This window comes from Flavobacterium longum (assembly GCF_965137575.1).
Taxonomy (GTDB): domain Bacteria; phylum Bacteroidota; class Bacteroidia; order Flavobacteriales; family Flavobacteriaceae; genus Flavobacterium; species Flavobacterium longum.
In genome coordinates this window covers 40,219-54,385 of sequence record NZ_CBCRZJ010000007.1, presented here as the reverse complement: position 1 = coordinate 54,385, position 14,167 = coordinate 40,219, and the positions used below count along the sequence as shown (strand labels likewise).

The following is a 14,167-nucleotide window of genomic DNA, read 5'->3' as shown; positions in this document are numbered from 1 at the left end:
CTGTTGTCACTCGGCCGTCCTAGCTTTGAACCGTAAACCAATTTATTCCATAATTATGAATACTATCGCAACACATTCACAAGTCATCAGCCCGCGCAATCTACTCAAACATTGGCAAGGCCATCGTGCCTTGACGCGCCGTGTCATCGACAAATTTACTGAGAGAGATTTTTTTGAATTCTCGCTCGCCGGTATGCGCACGCCCGCGCAATTGACCACAGAGTTGCTGGCCATTGGCGGCCCTGCGCTCAAAGCGATTGTCGAACGTAACGATCAGCCTTACTCCGAAGCCGGATTGGACCTGAAAACCAAAGCCGATTTCCTGGCAAAATGGGACGAAGAGACGGAAAGCATCAACGAATTTTGGCAGGAATTGACGGTCGACGATTTTGACCAGACCTTTAATTTATTCGGGCAATATGAATTCCCGATTATTGAAAACATCTTTTATTTCATCGACAACGAAATCCACCATCGTGGGCAAATGTATGTTTACTTGCGGGCGCTGAACACCGAACCGCCGTTTTTCTGGGAACGATAAAAATGATGCGGAAGCATCGGATTTTATTCCCGTAATTTTTCCAACCCGGCTTGCAGTAATGCTGCGACCCGGGTTTTCAGGCTTTCCGGTTTGACGATTTTGGCGTAGTCCGGAAACATCATGAACCACCGTGCGAATCCATTTTCCACATCGCGCGTCCGGAAAGTCATTTCCGTTTTATCACCTAGCTTTTTCTCGGACACGAAACCATAATGTTTGCGGTCGTATTTAAGGTATTTTGCGACATAATTTTCTACGAGAATCACAATTTCAGTAAGGTTTTCGTTTGTGTTATTTGCGAGGTGTTTTTCCAGTTCGTCGTGCGATTGTTCAAAGTCCTGATTGGTCAATTTGATGTCGTGGATGCGGTCCGTGCGAAACTGTCGGTAGTCTTTGCGCAAGTGGCAAAACCCGAGAATGTACCAGTTTTGGTTTTCTTGGAACACACCGACAGGCTCAATTGTGCGAAGGCTCGGTTCGCTGGCTGCGATAGCTTCATACGATAAAATGATTTGCTTCCTTTCGCCGATGCTTCGGAACACCTGGGCCAACGCATTGGGTGCTTTTTCGTTGAACACATCGGCATTGTTGCGCACCAGCACTTTTGCGCCGATGTCCGACACCAAGTCCTTGTCGGTGCTTTTCAGCACGGCTTTGAGCTTGAACATCGCCGATTGGTAGTGTTCGCCCAGCTCTTTGTCGGGAAACTGCTGCATCAATTTTTCGGCGGCGATGAAACTCGAGGCTTCTTCACGCGTGAACATCACCGGCGGCAACCGATAGCCGTCCATGAGCGAGTATCCCACACCGGCCTCGCTGTAAATGGGTACGCCCGAAACCTCAAGCGTCCGGATATCGCGGTAAATCGTTCGCAGGCTTACCTCGAAACGATCGGCCAAATCCTGAGCGCGCACAATCTTTTTCGATTGCAACTGGATTAATATCGCTACGATGCGGTCAAAACGTTTGGGAGATTCGTCGTACATACTGGGGAATAAAAAACTCCGAACAATGCCGGAGTAATTTAAAATTTATCTTTCAAAAAGTAAAATCTAGTCGTTGAGTTTCAGTACTGCCATAAATGCTTCCTGCGGAATTTCCACGTTACCTACCTGGCGCATGCGTTTTTTTCCTTTTTTCTGTTTTTCCAGGAGTTTCCGTTTACGCGAGATATCGCCGCCGTAACATTTTGCGGTCACGTCCTTACGGAGTGCCTTCACGGTTTCACGGGCAATGATTTTCGCACCGATGGCCGCCTGGATCGGGATATCAAACTGCTGGCGAGGGATCAGCTCCTTTAGCTTCTCGGTCATTTTCTTACCGATGTTGTAGGCGTTGTCGGCATGGATCAGCGCCGATAAGGCGTCTACGGTGTTGGCGTTCAAGAGCACATCCACTTTCACCAAGTTCGACGTGCGCATCCCGATTGGGTGATAATCAAACGATGCGTAGCCTTTTGAAACGGTCTTCAAACGATCGTAAAAATCAAATACGATTTCGGCCAGCGGCATGTCGAAATTCAATTCTACACGCTCGGTCGTAAGGTATGTCTGGTTGGTGATTTGCCCGCGTTTTTCGATACACAAAGACATGACGTTGCCCACGAAATCCGACTTGGTGATGATCGTCGCCTTGATGAACGGTTCTTCCACACGGTCGAGTTTTGACGGCTCGGGCAAATCTGACGGGTTGTTCACCACAATCGGCACGTCCGGATCTTTCTTGGTGTAGGCCAGATATGATACGTTCGGGACGGTGGTAATAACGGTCATGTCGAACTCGCGCTCCAAACGTTCCTGGATGATTTCCATGTGCAGCATTCCGAGGAATCCGCAACGGAAACCAAAGCCCAACGCCGCAGAACTTTCGGCCTGGAACACCAGCGACGCATCGTTCAACTGGAGTTTTTCCATTGACGCCCGCAATTCCTCATAATCTTCGGTATCTACCGGATAGATTCCGGCAAAAACCATCGGTTTCACATCCTCGAAACCATGGATCATATTCGTCGTAGGGTTTTTCGCGTCGGTAATGGTGTCGCCCACTTTCACCTCTTTCGCTTCCTTGATGCCGGAAATCAAATAGCCCACGTCGCCGGTAGAAATCTTGTCTTTCGGGACTTGGTTGAGCTTCAACGTCCCGATTTCGTCCGCGAAATATTCATTGTCGGTAGCCATGAACTTGATTTTCTGGCCTTTCTTGATCTCGCCGTTCTTCACCCGGAAAATAACCTCAATCCCGCGGAATGGGTTATAGACCGAATCAAAAATCAAGGCTTGCAGCGGTTCCTCCGGGTTGCCTTTTGGCGCCGGAATCCTTTCAATGATTGCCGCGAGGATGTTCTCTACGCCAAAGCCTGTTTTTCCGGATGCGTGAATGATTTCTTCTATTTTGCAGCCAAGCAAGTCCACAATGTCATCGCTGACTTCTTCCGGATTCGCACTCGGTAAATCCACTTTATTGAGCACCGGAATGATTTCCAGGTCGTTTTCCAAGGCCAGATACAAATTCGAAATGGTCTGCGCCTGAATGCTTTGTGCAGCATCAACAATCAACAACGCGCCTTCGCAAGCCGCGATTGAGCGCGACACCTCATAGGAAAAGTCAACGTGCCCGGGCGTATCAATCAGATTCAGGATGTATTTTTCGCCCTTGTAGGTGTATTCCATCTGGATCGCGTGGCTTTTGATGGTAATGCCACGTTCACGTTCCAAATCCATATTATCGAGCAATTGCGCCTTCTCTTCACGCGCGCTGACCGTTTGTGTCGCACCTAAAAGGCGGTCTGCCAGCGTACTTTTGCCGTGGTCGATGTGTGCAATGATGCAAAAATTCCGGATGTGCTTCATGTTCTTTCGTCAAATTTTTGGGCGTTGCCTGCGGCCCGGGCTTTCGGCTGCACGCGGTGCTTGCCTCTATCCCTAACGCGGGCATCCAACTCCCAATTAATCTGCAAATATAACCGAAAGTTTACAATTATCAGGGCGGAGGAATACATTTGACGGCTTACGGCCTATCGAAAACAAAACGCGCTTCCGTGCGGCCAGATTCGCTGAACCGAATGATGCGGTTGTCTTGGTTTTGCAACTCGAAAATTCCATTGACCGTAAATTTGACTTCCGTTACGTTGTAGCCCGTATTGTAGATCACTTCTACAGCATACATACTGTCTTTAACGATAGGCTTCAAATCCAGGTCGGCGTCCCAAGATAGCGGATTGTCGCTTCCGCGAACACCAACTTTTTCGATGTTTTTAAGTCCATAAACATTTACCAAGTACTTGACTTTATTTAATTTGGTCTTTTGGACGCAGCCAGTCCACAGCACAGTGGACAGCAACAAAAATAAGGCAGCATTATATTTCATGATTTTAGTTTTTCGTGATTAAATAGTCAATCCCGAAGCGACCGGAACCTAACGCCATGTGGGTAAGCCCGACCCATAGGAAACCCATAGCCGGCAGCATATTCCACAAACCGGCTTGGAATTGTTGCGCAAATATGGCCACCAACATCGTGAGTACAATCAGGAATGAAAAAATCCGGGTTTGGAATCCGAGCAGCAGCGCAATTCCGCCGATAGCTTCGCTAAATGCACCCATCCAAGCAAAGAACGCCGGGAATAGGGCGAATAGGCCGCCGTAGGCCGACACATCGCTTGGGAACCAAAAGGCCACTTCAAAGAACCCCAGGTTTTTTTCTTCCGGCGACGAAGGCAGTCCGAATTTTGCAGCACCAAAATCGGCGGTCAACAGATAGCCGCAGACCAGCCTCGGGATTAAGAGAAGTATTTCTTGAAACCAGTTTTTTTGCAGGCAAGGACTTGTGAGTACTAAGAGAATCTTTTTCATGGTATTGGTTATAAGAGATTGCCATTTCCGGTCGCAACAGAATTTGTCGAGTATTTTGCCTTGCCCACATTGCGCACGTCGCCGTTGCCACTGGTCTTCGCGGTGATTTTTTCTGTGGACCGCACAGTGATGTCACCGTTGCCTGTTGCACTAACTTCGATGGTTTTCGCCGTAAGCGATGCCGCTTTGACATTGCCATTTCCTTCGCTGATTACATCGAGGACGTCTACGGTGCCCGAAGCTTGGATGTCGCCATTTTCCGCGTTGACCAATTTGAGGTATCGTCCTTTGACATTTTTCACAGACACCTGAGCGTTCGAATCGTTTTTGATTACCGACGCCTCAGGCATGGTGATCTTGATGCGCACGTTGGTGTTTTCGAGATACATGTTGTTGTTTCGGTTGCCCTTGAAAAAAACGGTCAACTGGTATTCCCCCGGATTCTCCTTAAAAGCCAGCAGCGGAAGCAGGTTGTTGTCTATAGTTACCGATATAGACCAAGTGTTGCCAATTTCGATGTCTACTTGGCCGGCCAAATCTTCAATGGCAATTTTGTCGAATCCGGCGTAGGGATAGGAACGTTCTATTAATTGCCCGGAACCGCGGGTTTGTGAATAAATGGTTGCCGAAATCAGCAACAACAGCAGGGTAAAATTGATTTTTTTCATGTTGATTGATTTTAGATTGGCCTTCAAGACACGAAGGCAATCGGTTGATGATTGAAACTCGTTCTAGGGGTTATAGGTCATGCCTAAGTTTAGGTCGCCTTTGACTTTCAAGGTCACGGAAGCGTATTGATCTCCTGTATTCTCGATCACCAACGCTGTGTTTTTAGGAGTTTTCACAAACACCTTTTCATGAGGTAGCACCAAAACAGAATGGTGTGAATTGCCATCTAATGACTGATAGACTTTGAGCGCAGTAGTGCCTTCGTTTTTGAGTTGTGTACGGAAAACACCATGCTGGTTTTTACCCAGGATGAAGGTTTCATGCGGCTTGATGGATGTATTCGAATTCAGTGAGCCGGTAATCCCGCAGGAAATAATGCTGAAACCTAAAGAGGCAAATAATACACTTTTCTTCATCGCTTAAATTTTGTGGTTGATGAAGCAAAAGTGCATCAGCTCAGGCAATGAAGCGTTTCAGATTATAATATGAGACCTTATTTTTAGGAATCCGTACCGTATTCCTTCGGGGAAACACCAGTGTTTTTCTTGAACGCGCGGTTAAATGTGGCCTTGGAGTTGAAGCCGCAGTCATACGCAATCCCTAAAAGCGTAGACTTTTTTTGAGCGCCTTGCGCCAGCATTCTTTTGACCGCTTCCACACGATAATGGTTGATTAAGTCGTTGAAGTTCATTTCAAAGCCCTGATTAATAGCCTTGGAAATAACCGAAGCGTTGGTTTGGAGCCGTTGCGCCAAATCTGAAAGTGTCAGGTCAGGGTTCTCATAGAGTTTTTCTTCGGCCAGTAGTTTTTCAATCTTCGCTTTCCAAGCGTCTGCTTCGAAGTTGTTCTTTTTCTCCGCTGCGATTTCGGTCTGGATTTCCGTGGGTGCATCGTCGGTATCCTCGCTCAGAACCAAGATGGAATGTTCGCCCGTTGCCGGTAACTTAAACGGAATTGCCGTTTGCACCGAATTCGAATAACCGGAGAGTGCGATGTAAAACGTGATCAGCGAAAAGCACAGGAAAAACCACCAACTGCCGGTGTAAGTTTTCACTTCCGGATAAACCAGCCCAATCACATCGAATACCACAGGCAACAACAACATCAACAGGAAAGCAATCAGGTAGTTTTTGATCCAACGGAACAGGATGCTTTCGGCGTAACTCGTATATTGGAAAATCAATTTTTTGTACGTGTTATAATACCGAAGGCTCAAAATCAGGTAGTATACCATTGACACCAATCCCAAATATTGGTACCAGGCATCAAAATCCTTGTCTGACTGGTCGGCGTAAAAGTAATAGCCGTTATAAATAAAATAATCATACACCCACAAATAGGCCATGTAGGCGAGGTAGAGCACGCCCGGTAGGAAATGAATCAACGTATTGCGCCCGATCCGGAACGCCGGATTTAGCAACCGCTGCGTGTAAAAATAAAGCAAAGGCCCCATAAACAGCAATTGTTGGAACGGCACGTAAAATAAAATGTCGCGATACGGCTGGTTGTCGTACCAGCCGGCAAACCCCAACATCCAAGGCGCAATGTACAACGAGCAGATGACCAGAAATGCCGACAGGAAAAAGTTCTCCTTGGCTGAGGACACCATTGCCTTCCGAAACAGCAAGACCGCGAACAGCATTCCGTGGAAGAACGGAATGAGCAGCAGAGACGAATAAAAACCGAATTCGAAAAGCATACGAGAATTTAGCGAAAGATAACAAATTTGCCGTCACACCAACACCTGCGGACGCTTCCGATAAAAACTGTATTTTTGCGAAAAAATCTGATGGTAAAAATCGGCAACATTGAACTTCCGGATTTTCCGCTTTTGCTCGCGCCTATGGAAGACGTGAGCGATCCGCCATTCCGCCGTCTGTGCAAACAGCACGGCGCCGATTTGATGTTTTCCGAATTTATTTCTTCCGAAGGCCTGATTCGCGATGCCATTAAAAGCCGTCAGAAACTGGATATTTTTGACTACGAACGCCCGGTCGGCATCCAGATTTTCGGTGGCGACGAAGAAGCGATGGCCATGTCAGCCCGGATTGTCGATGCGGTAAACCCGGATTTGATTGATATCAACTTCGGCTGTCCCGTAAAGAAAGTGGTCTGTAAAGGTGCGGGCGCAGCAGTATTGAAAGATGTCGATTTGATGGTTCGCCTGACCAAAGCCGTCATCAAAAGCACGAGCCTTCCGGTAACGGTGAAGACGCGTCTGGGCTGGGATCACGACATGATCAACATCGATGAGGTTGCCGAAAGACTGCAGGACATCGGGGTGCAAGCCTTGTCCATTCACGGTCGTACGCGGGCGCAGTTGTACAAAGGCGAAGCCGATTGGTCGCATATCGCCCGGGTTAAAAACAACCCGCGCATCACGATACCGATTTTCGGGAATGGCGATGTGGATTCACCCGAAAAAGCCCTGGAATACAAGGACAAGTACGGTGTCGACGGCATTATGATTGGGCGCGCCGCCATCGGTTATCCCTGGATTTTCGATGAAGTCAAACACTACATGAAAACGGGTGAACATCTGCCGAAGCCCTCGGTGTCAGACCGCGTCGAGGCCGCCAGAAACCACCTGAAATGGTCTATGGAATGGAAAGGCGAGCGGCTAGGTATCGTGGAAATGCGCCGTCACTACACGAATTATTTTAAGGGGATTGCGAACTTCAAGGAGTTCCGGACCAAGCTCGTGACACTGGATTTCCCGGAAGAACTATTTGGCGTACTCGATGAAATCATTGATTCCTATTCCGGATATCAGTTTGCCTGACGGTATCGGGATTATAATAAACCAATCCAGTTATGTTTACAGCTGAACAGATCAAAGCCGCACACGCCAAAGTCAAATCTGGCGCCGACTTTCCCGCGTATATCGCCGAACTCAAGCATTTAGGTGTGCAATCCTATGAAACTTTCGTGGCCGACGGGCATACTGATTTTTATGGTAAAGATGGATATAGAATTTCCGGAATGCCAAAGTATGAAAGCATGGAAGTAGCTGACGACACCAATAACGCAAATTTTTTGGTTGCGCTCAGACTGCATCAGCAAGGCCGAACAGATTATCGTACGTTTTGCGCCCAGTCGGCCGAAAATGGCGTGAAAAAGTGGTGTGTTGATATGGAGGCGATGACTTGCAGCTATTTTGACAAAGTAGGAAATTTGATGTTTTCGGAAGCCATTCCAGAAGCTTAATCCAAGAATTTTCGATTTACGCGCCACGCCGCAAACCACGAAGCCAACATGCCCACGGCTGCGATCGTCACAAGTACGGCAAGTACATTTCCGAAGGTAAACCGGACCGGATATGCCAGTGATTCAGTAATCATCACGAGTTGGAACCGCTGCTGTACAACCACCACCGCGATTCCAATCATGAGCCCAACTACACCGCCGAGAATGGTAAGTGAGCTGCCTTGCCACAGGAAAATTTTCCGCAACGAAGATACCGATGCGCCGAGATTCAAGAGCGTTTTGAGATTGTTCCGTTTTTCGAGAATGGTCATGATCAAAGCGCCGATCAAGGTGAAAAGCGCCATGATGATGAACAGCGTGAATACCATATAAACCGCGATGTTCTCGGTATTCAACATCCGGTATAGCGAATCATTTTGCTGGGCGCGCGTCCTGATTTCCGTGGCCGGAAGAATTTTTTGTAGAGAAGCGATGGCCGCGGTTTCGTCTGCGCCGGGTTTCAGCCGGATTTCCAAGGCCGAAACCTGATTGGGTTGGTAGCGCAACAATTCCTGAACGAGGCCCAAATCCGCAAAAACATATTTGTTGTCGAGGTCTTCGTTAATCGCATAAATCCCTACGGGAATCAAGTTGGTCTTGGAAAATGCTTCGGCCGGATTGTCGATTGCGCCCTTGCCCGGTTTCGGGACGTATGCTTCCAGAACGTTCGTAAAATCGAACAAACCCATAGACAAATCGTTCGCAATACCGTAGCCGATGACTGCCTGATATGTATCGGGCTTCACCCACGTGCCGTTGTATAGCGATTGCGCCACGTCGTTCACATGGCCGAACAAACTGTCGGTTCCTTTCAAGTAAGCCACTTTGTCCTTTCCGTCATAATGGAACAAAACGCGCTCCTCAATGACTTTGCTGTAGGCGGCTACGCCCGGTGTTTGCAAGATTTGTGCGTGCTGTTGTTCCGAAACGAAAAAAGATTTGCCTTTGACGGTCGTGATTTTCAAGTCCGGATCGAAATCGTTGCTGAATGAAAGCGAAAACTCGCGCAACCCACTGAATACCGATAACGCAATGAACATCGCGGCGGCCGTGACCACAATGCCGGCGGCGGCAATAAACGTAATGATATTGATGGCGTTGCTTTTACTAAAGCTGAACAGGTAGCGTCTGGCGATGTAAAACGGGAAGTTCAAGCTAGGACTTTTTGCGTCTTTCGAGCAGGTCAGGGTTCGCGATTGGGTTTTCTTCGCCCGAAAGTGCGCGGTCAATTTTTTCGATGTAATCCAAAGAATCGTCGATGCGGAAACTCAGGTTCGGGACTTTGCGGAGTTGCAATTTCACCCGTTGCGCCAAGTCGTGTTTGATGAGCGGCGTGTTGGTCTTGATGGCAGCCAACGTTTCTGCGGCCTTCTCTTGCGGGAAAATACTCAAATGTACCGTCGCCATAGACAAGTCTGACGTCACGTACACTTTTGACACCGAAATCACTAAATTCGCGATGGCATTCTTCCGGATTTCGCCCTGTAAAATATCCACAAGGTCTTTTTGGAGCAGCGCGCCAATTTTTTTCTGTCGGTTCGTTTCCATGCGGCAAAGATAGGCAAATTGGTTCAGCATGCAATCCGGCGTTGGTGCAACGTGTTGAGAAAAAGAGGATAAAATTTTGCCACTTTCACTTCGCGGACCTGTCGTCGCCGTAACTTTGAACTTTGAACTTTGAACTTTGAACTTTGAACTTTGAACTTTGAACTTTGAACTTTGAATCTTCCCCATGAATAAAATCGAACACATCGGCATCGCCGTAAACAACTTGGAAACGTCCAATGTCATTTTCGAAAAAATCTTCGGCGCGCCGCCCTACAAAACCGAAGTCGTCGAGTCCGAAGGCGTGAGCACGTCATTTTTTAGGAACGGCCCAAACAAGATCGAGTTGCTTGAAGCCACGAATCCCGACAGCCCGATCGCTAAATTTTTGGAAAAGAAAGGCGAAGGCATTCATCACATTGCGTTTGATGTAGATGATATCGTGTCGGAAATCGCTCGGTTAAAGGCCGAAGGATTTACGGTCCTCAACGAGACGCCGAAAAAAGGCGCCGACAAAAAGCTCGTCGCGTTCCTGCATCCCAAAACCACCAACGGCGTTTTGATAGAATTGTGTCAGGAAATCAGGTAAGTCTGCAGGTAACAATCTCCGAAAAACACTTGCAACGCCCGAAAAAATGTGGTAATATTGCAGCCCTAAACCGGTCCTATAGCTCAGTTGGTTAGAGCACCTGACTCATAATCAGGTGGTCCTTGGTTCGAGCCCAAGTGGGACCACAACCGCGACTTCCCGTCGCGGTTTTTTTATGCCTTCGGCTTACTTTTCTGCATGGCCATGATAGCACCCGCCAGCGCCAGGATGACGCCGCAGCCTACGATAATGAAGTCCGTGGATTTGGAAAGCAGTTGCCGTGTCGCCATAAATGCGCCCACGAACAGCAGCAACGCGCCAATGATTTTGTTTCGATCCATGTCAGTTTTTTTTCAGGCGTTGCCAAAATTCGCCAATATAATAGTATGCAATCACGATGATGCCCAGCGAAAACGGAATGACGGCATAATACCGCAGACTGTCGTCGTCAGAGAAAAATTCGGTAATCATCCAATAGGCATTGGCGGTAATCCAGAATACCACGGCCAAGTTGTGGAGCAGTTCACTTTTGATGTTCCGGGTTTGCCAGGTAATGAGCAACGCCGCGCCCATCGTTGGGACGATCATCGCAATGCCCAGCGGCCGCCACAGCATCACCCAGCAAAGGTCTTTCAAAAGCCAGAATACGATGTGCAGGTTTTCGATGCGCCGGAACCGCGCCGGGATTCGATACATTTCTTCGCTTGCCGCCATAATTGTCCGTTTTGGTCTGCGCAAACATACCAAAATAAATGAACCGTCGGCTCAAAGCGGCAGTGTCGCGACAATATTCCATTTCGTCCCATCGTGTTCCAGTAAATAAATCGCGTCGGCCAGAAAAGACGCCGAGAATGCCCGATGTTGGTATTCCGCCCACGCTTTTTCGAAATTTTCCCGTGTCAAATCGCGGTAGGCGACCGTCATGTGCGGGTGGAAATAGGTATCGGTTCGTCCAACGGATTTCGGCAACAGGTTCGACACTTTATCCAACAATACGGCCTGTAATTTTTCCAAAGCCGCGGAAGGTGTCGGCCGAACGAAAATGACCGGATTTTCCGGATTATCAAAAGCGCCGAAGCCATTCAACTCAATTTCAAATGTCGGAGACTTCAAATCCAGTTTCCCGAACCATTGCAGCAATCCGGCGCGTTTGCTTTCCGGCATTTTAAACGGCGCTTTCAGGGTAATGTGCGGCAAGACTTTCAAGGCACGGCTGCTCGAGAACCGGTCGGCGAAATCCTGTTTTATGGCAGTTATTTCGTCCGAAACGTTCTTGGGCGGAACAATCGCGATAAAAAATAATTTCTCCATGTCCTGTTTTTCGGTCAAGTATTTCCAGTAACGCTTGGGCACGTGCCTGATGTGCAATTTCATGTTCTTGCGCGCCGGAATGTTCGTGCTTTTAAAATAGTCGTTCCACAGTAAGCCGTAAAGATGCTCTTTGTCGTGCGTCAGGTCGTCGGCCAGAAATGTCTTGCCGTCTTTTAGTTCTGGCGTGTGGTCAAGCTGTATCGCCGTGACTTTTTCCAAGTCGTAATACAGCCCGTAATGGCGCTTCAAATCGTAAATAATCCACTTTTGGTCGGCATATCGATTTTTAAAAAACCCAGCAATCAAAGGCAAAACGTTGAAATCAGGTTCAATCGGCGCATAGAAAATGCCGTCCTTGGTTTCCTGAAATCTTATGAACGCTTTCATACGGTGCCGCTCGCGGTTCACGCTGCGGTCTGCCTGTGCAATCGCTATCACCGAGGCATGGCCGTAATTGTCTTCAACGCCTTTCGCATTGTCGAATACATAGCATGCAAAATCGAACAAATGCTGGAAAATCTCCGGGGTTTCGGCCAAAAAAGCCTTGTAGAAACGCTGCTGCCAATCGGGCGACAATTTCTTCTTCAAGCCATTCCAGACGCGATTCGCCTTGGTTTCATCGCTGGTGATATCGGTTTCATCGCCCAATATCGTCGGCTGGAAACGCGCAGCGTCTATCAATTGCACCTTGCCCGGCTTCTGCTCGTAAAAGTCAAAAATCGCGGTGAGCAAACCTTCAAAAGTGCCGTCGAATACAAAAGTTACCATAATTATTGGGGCGCGCCGGCGGATGAACATTCTCGTCCAAGTCGGCCTAATTGTCCGCCGTCGGGCTGTACGCTATTATCTTTTTGTTGCACAAAAAGGATAGCCGCTGCCATCCCTCGCGCAAACGCGCCAATCAAAACAAACTCAGTTGTTGCTGCGGCACTGTCAAATATTTGCTATTGGTTTCAGACAAAATCAATCCTTTCACCTTGATCGCGTCCGGCTCGTTCAGCACGAAAACACTGTCGGCACACCTGATGAAATGTTTCGCGCGGTTCCAGGCAATGCCCATTTTCCGCAATTGGTCGGACCGCAATCTCCCGAATTTCCGCGCCTGCCAGATTTTCTTTGCCGAACCTACGCCAACGCCCGGTATCCGCAAAAGCATATTATAGTCGGCGGTATTTACATCAACCGGGAAGTGTTGCATGTTGCGCAACGCCCAACTCAGCTTTGGGTCAATGTCGGTGTCCAAATGCGGGTTCCGCTCGTTCAGGATTTCCTTGACGTTGAACCCGTAAAAACGCATCAGCCAATCGGTCTGGTACAAACGGTTTTCGCGCAGCAGCGGCGGCTGGGTGCCAATGGCCGGCATCCTGGTGTCAAAACTGATCGGCACGTAACCCGAATAATATACGCGCTTGAGGTCAAACGACTTGTAATATTGGTCTGCACTGTACATGATTTCCATGTCGGTTTCGGGCGTGGCGCCAATGACCATTTGGGTACTTTGCCCCGCCGGAACGAACTTCGGCGTATGCTTTATGATTTTCTTTTCGTCTTTTAAAGCGACGATGCTGTCCTTGATAAAGCCCAGCGGTTTCTTGACTTCTTCATGCGACTTTTCAGGCGCGAGCAATTTCAATCCGGCTTCCGTGGGCATTTCCAGGTTGATGCTCATGCGGTCTGCGTACAAACCGGCTTCTGTGAGCAGTTCCGGGCTGGCACCGGGAATGGTTTTTAAATGGATGTAGCCGTTGAAATTGTTTTCCAGCCGCAATTTCTTCACGATGCGCACCAAGCGTTCCATCGTATAGTCGGCGTTCTTGAAAATGCCGGAACTCAGGAATAAACCTTCAATATAGTTGCGGCGGTAAAAATTCATGGTGAGTTCCACGACTTCTTCTACGGTGAATGCCGCGCGCTTTACATCGTTGCTTTTGCGCGACACACAAAACGCACAATCGTAAATGCAATGGTTGGTGAGCAGGATTTTCAACAGCGAAACGCAACGGCCATCTTCGGTATAGGTGTGGCAAATACCTGACGCGCTCGCGTCGCCCAAACCCTTTGTGGTGTTCTTGCGGTTGCTGCCGCTGGACGAACACGAAACATCATATTTGGCGGCGTCGGCCAGTATGGATAGCTTTTCTCGGATACGGTCTGACATGGGGGAAATTTTCACCGTAAAGATACGGTATCGAGCAGGCGGTTTGACCTCAACAAAAGTTAAAAACCGAAAGGATTTCAACGACCGAAAAAACTATTTACATGAAATTTACGTTAATAACCGGAAAAGACCGTATTTTTTTAAGATGAATTCGTACTTTTGCACCGCAGAAGCATCAAGCTGATTCAGAGGGCATTATTTCAGATTCGTCAATGAAATCAAGCTTTTTAAAAGGTTTTTTGTCGATTGTTCAAAAAT

At 48.1% G+C, this 14,167-nt stretch carries 17 protein-coding genes and 1 tRNA gene; 5 read left to right on the top strand and 13 right to left on the bottom strand.

Annotation, left to right across the window (positions count from 1 at the left end; translation table 11 throughout):
- The first annotated feature begins 55 nt into the window (after window positions 1–55).
- Entirely contained in the window at window positions 56–541 is a 486-nt protein-coding gene (locus ACM9J1_RS12205; RefSeq protein ID WP_415582333.1) for a DinB family protein, read from the top strand.
- A 23-nt stretch (window positions 542–564) separates the two neighbouring features.
- Here the strand turns inward: ACM9J1_RS12205 and ACM9J1_RS12200 are convergent, their stop codons facing one another.
- The 7 genes from ACM9J1_RS12200 to ACM9J1_RS12170 form a co-directional block, all read right to left on the bottom strand.
- Window positions 565–1,527, bottom strand: a complete 963-nt coding sequence (locus tag ACM9J1_RS12200; protein ID WP_415582332.1) for a helix-turn-helix transcriptional regulator — start codon at window positions 1,525–1,527, stop codon at window positions 565–567.
- A gap of 66 nt (window positions 1,528–1,593) precedes the next feature.
- The gene (gene lepA, locus ACM9J1_RS12195; RefSeq protein WP_415582331.1) at window positions 1,594–3,390 is read right to left on the bottom strand and encodes a translation elongation factor 4; all 1,797 of its coding nucleotides are present in this window, start codon (window positions 3,388–3,390) and stop codon (window positions 1,594–1,596) included.
- A 157-nt stretch (window positions 3,391–3,547) separates the two neighbouring features.
- Window positions 3,548–3,907, bottom strand: a complete 360-nt coding sequence (locus ACM9J1_RS12190; RefSeq protein WP_415582330.1) for a hypothetical protein — start codon at window positions 3,905–3,907, stop codon at window positions 3,548–3,550.
- A gap of 4 nt (window positions 3,908–3,911) precedes the next feature.
- A complete protein-coding gene (locus tag ACM9J1_RS12185) occupies window positions 3,912–4,391 on the bottom strand; it encodes a DoxX family protein (protein WP_415582329.1) in 480 nt (159 codons plus the stop codon).
- A gap of 8 nt (window positions 4,392–4,399) precedes the next feature.
- Window positions 4,400–5,059 carry a GIN domain-containing protein gene (locus ACM9J1_RS12180; protein WP_415582328.1) on the bottom strand — a complete coding sequence of 220 codons (660 nt, stop codon included), beginning with the start codon at window positions 5,057–5,059 and terminating at the stop codon, window positions 4,400–4,402.
- Window positions 5,060–5,122: 63 nt separating this feature from the next.
- Complete coding sequence (locus ACM9J1_RS12175) at window positions 5,123–5,476, bottom strand: hypothetical protein (protein WP_415582327.1); 354 nt, start codon at window positions 5,474–5,476, stop codon at window positions 5,123–5,125.
- An 83-nt stretch (window positions 5,477–5,559) separates the two neighbouring features.
- A complete protein-coding gene (locus tag ACM9J1_RS12170) occupies window positions 5,560–6,759 on the bottom strand; it encodes a helix-turn-helix domain-containing protein (protein WP_415582326.1) in 1,200 nt (399 codons plus the stop codon).
- Window positions 6,760–6,849: 90 nt separating this feature from the next.
- Between ACM9J1_RS12170 and dusB the strand changes: the two genes are divergently transcribed.
- Window positions 6,850–7,842 (top strand): tRNA dihydrouridine synthase DusB, encoded by a 993-nt coding sequence (dusB, locus tag ACM9J1_RS12165; RefSeq protein WP_415582325.1) that lies wholly within the window; start codon window positions 6,850–6,852, stop codon window positions 7,840–7,842.
- Between the two features lie 32 nt (window positions 7,843–7,874).
- Entirely contained in the window at window positions 7,875–8,267 is a 393-nt protein-coding gene (locus tag ACM9J1_RS12160; protein ID WP_415582324.1) for a DUF1398 domain-containing protein, read from the top strand.
- Here ACM9J1_RS12160 and ACM9J1_RS12155 read toward each other — a convergent pair.
- Both ACM9J1_RS12155 and rbfA read right to left on the bottom strand, forming a co-directional pair.
- The gene (locus ACM9J1_RS12155; protein ID WP_415582323.1) at window positions 8,264–9,460 is read right to left on the bottom strand and encodes an ABC transporter permease; all 1,197 of its coding nucleotides are present in this window, start codon (window positions 9,458–9,460) and stop codon (window positions 8,264–8,266) included. The genes ACM9J1_RS12160 and ACM9J1_RS12155 overlap by 4 nt on opposite strands.
- A 1-nt stretch (window position 9,461) precedes the next feature.
- The gene (gene rbfA, locus ACM9J1_RS12150; RefSeq protein WP_415582322.1) at window positions 9,462–9,854 is read right to left on the bottom strand and encodes a 30S ribosome-binding factor RbfA; all 393 of its coding nucleotides are present in this window, start codon (window positions 9,852–9,854) and stop codon (window positions 9,462–9,464) included.
- 184 nt (window positions 9,855–10,038) lie between these two features.
- On the opposite strand from rbfA, the gene mce reads away from it, so the two are divergent.
- Together mce and ACM9J1_RS12140 are read left to right on the top strand one after the other, a co-directional pair.
- The gene (mce, locus tag ACM9J1_RS12145) at window positions 10,039–10,440 is read left to right on the top strand and encodes a methylmalonyl-CoA epimerase (protein WP_415582321.1); all 402 of its coding nucleotides are present in this window, start codon (window positions 10,039–10,041) and stop codon (window positions 10,438–10,440) included.
- A gap of 72 nt (window positions 10,441–10,512) precedes the next feature.
- Window positions 10,513–10,586: transfer RNA gene (locus ACM9J1_RS12140), tRNA-Ile, on the top strand.
- Window positions 10,587–10,613: 27 nt separating this feature from the next.
- Here ACM9J1_RS12140 and ACM9J1_RS12135 read toward each other — a convergent pair.
- The 4 genes from ACM9J1_RS12135 to ACM9J1_RS12120 form a co-directional block, all read right to left on the bottom strand.
- Window positions 10,614–10,781 (bottom strand): hypothetical protein, encoded by a 168-nt coding sequence (locus ACM9J1_RS12135; protein ID WP_415582320.1) that lies wholly within the window; start codon window positions 10,779–10,781, stop codon window positions 10,614–10,616.
- A gap of 1 nt (window position 10,782) precedes the next feature.
- On the bottom strand, window positions 10,783–11,154 hold the full coding sequence (locus ACM9J1_RS12130) for a hypothetical protein (RefSeq protein ID WP_415582319.1): 372 nt from the start codon (window positions 11,152–11,154) through the stop codon (window positions 10,783–10,785).
- 51 nt (window positions 11,155–11,205) lie between these two features.
- Window positions 11,206–12,519, bottom strand: a complete 1,314-nt coding sequence (locus tag ACM9J1_RS12125; protein ID WP_415582318.1) for a TIGR03915 family putative DNA repair protein — start codon at window positions 12,517–12,519, stop codon at window positions 11,206–11,208.
- 133 nt (window positions 12,520–12,652) lie between these two features.
- Window positions 12,653–13,909 carry a putative DNA modification/repair radical SAM protein gene (locus tag ACM9J1_RS12120; protein WP_415582317.1) on the bottom strand — a complete coding sequence of 419 codons (1,257 nt, stop codon included), beginning with the start codon at window positions 13,907–13,909 and terminating at the stop codon, window positions 12,653–12,655.
- Between the last annotated feature and the right edge of the window lie 258 nt (window positions 13,910–14,167).

Coding starts and splice junctions, on each gene's coding strand:
- ACM9J1_RS12135 (WP_415582320.1), bottom strand. CDS start 10,781: ATGGATCGAAACAAAATCATTGGCGCGTTGCTGCTGTTCGTGGGCGCA.
- ACM9J1_RS12130 (WP_415582319.1), bottom strand. CDS start 11,154: ATGGCGGCAAGCGAAGAAATGTATCGAATCCCGGCGCGGTTCCGGCGC.
- ACM9J1_RS12200 (WP_415582332.1), bottom strand. CDS start 1,527: ATGTACGACGAATCTCCCAAACGTTTTGACCGCATCGTAGCGATATTA.
- ACM9J1_RS12190 (WP_415582330.1), bottom strand. CDS start 3,907: ATGAAATATAATGCTGCCTTATTTTTGTTGCTGTCCACTGTGCTGTGG.
- dusB (WP_415582325.1), top strand. CDS start 6,850: ATGGTAAAAATCGGCAACATTGAACTTCCGGATTTTCCGCTTTTGCTC.
- rbfA (WP_415582322.1), bottom strand. CDS start 9,854: ATGGAAACGAACCGACAGAAAAAAATTGGCGCGCTGCTCCAAAAAGAC.
- mce (WP_415582321.1), top strand. CDS start 10,039: ATGAATAAAATCGAACACATCGGCATCGCCGTAAACAACTTGGAAACG.
- ACM9J1_RS12170 (WP_415582326.1), bottom strand. CDS start 6,759: ATGCTTTTCGAATTCGGTTTTTATTCGTCTCTGCTGCTCATTCCGTTC.
- ACM9J1_RS12125 (WP_415582318.1), bottom strand. CDS start 12,519: ATGGTAACTTTTGTATTCGACGGCACTTTTGAAGGTTTGCTCACCGCG.
- ACM9J1_RS12205 (WP_415582333.1), top strand. CDS start 56: ATGAATACTATCGCAACACATTCACAAGTCATCAGCCCGCGCAATCTA.
- ACM9J1_RS12180 (WP_415582328.1), bottom strand. CDS start 5,059: ATGAAAAAAATCAATTTTACCCTGCTGTTGTTGCTGATTTCGGCAACC.
- ACM9J1_RS12175 (WP_415582327.1), bottom strand. CDS start 5,476: ATGAAGAAAAGTGTATTATTTGCCTCTTTAGGTTTCAGCATTATTTCC.
- lepA (WP_415582331.1), bottom strand. CDS start 3,390: ATGAAGCACATCCGGAATTTTTGCATCATTGCACACATCGACCACGGC.
- ACM9J1_RS12120 (WP_415582317.1), bottom strand. CDS start 13,909: ATGTCAGACCGTATCCGAGAAAAGCTATCCATACTGGCCGACGCCGCC.
- ACM9J1_RS12160 (WP_415582324.1), top strand. CDS start 7,875: ATGTTTACAGCTGAACAGATCAAAGCCGCACACGCCAAAGTCAAATCT.
- ACM9J1_RS12185 (WP_415582329.1), bottom strand. CDS start 4,391: ATGAAAAAGATTCTCTTAGTACTCACAAGTCCTTGCCTGCAAAAAAAC.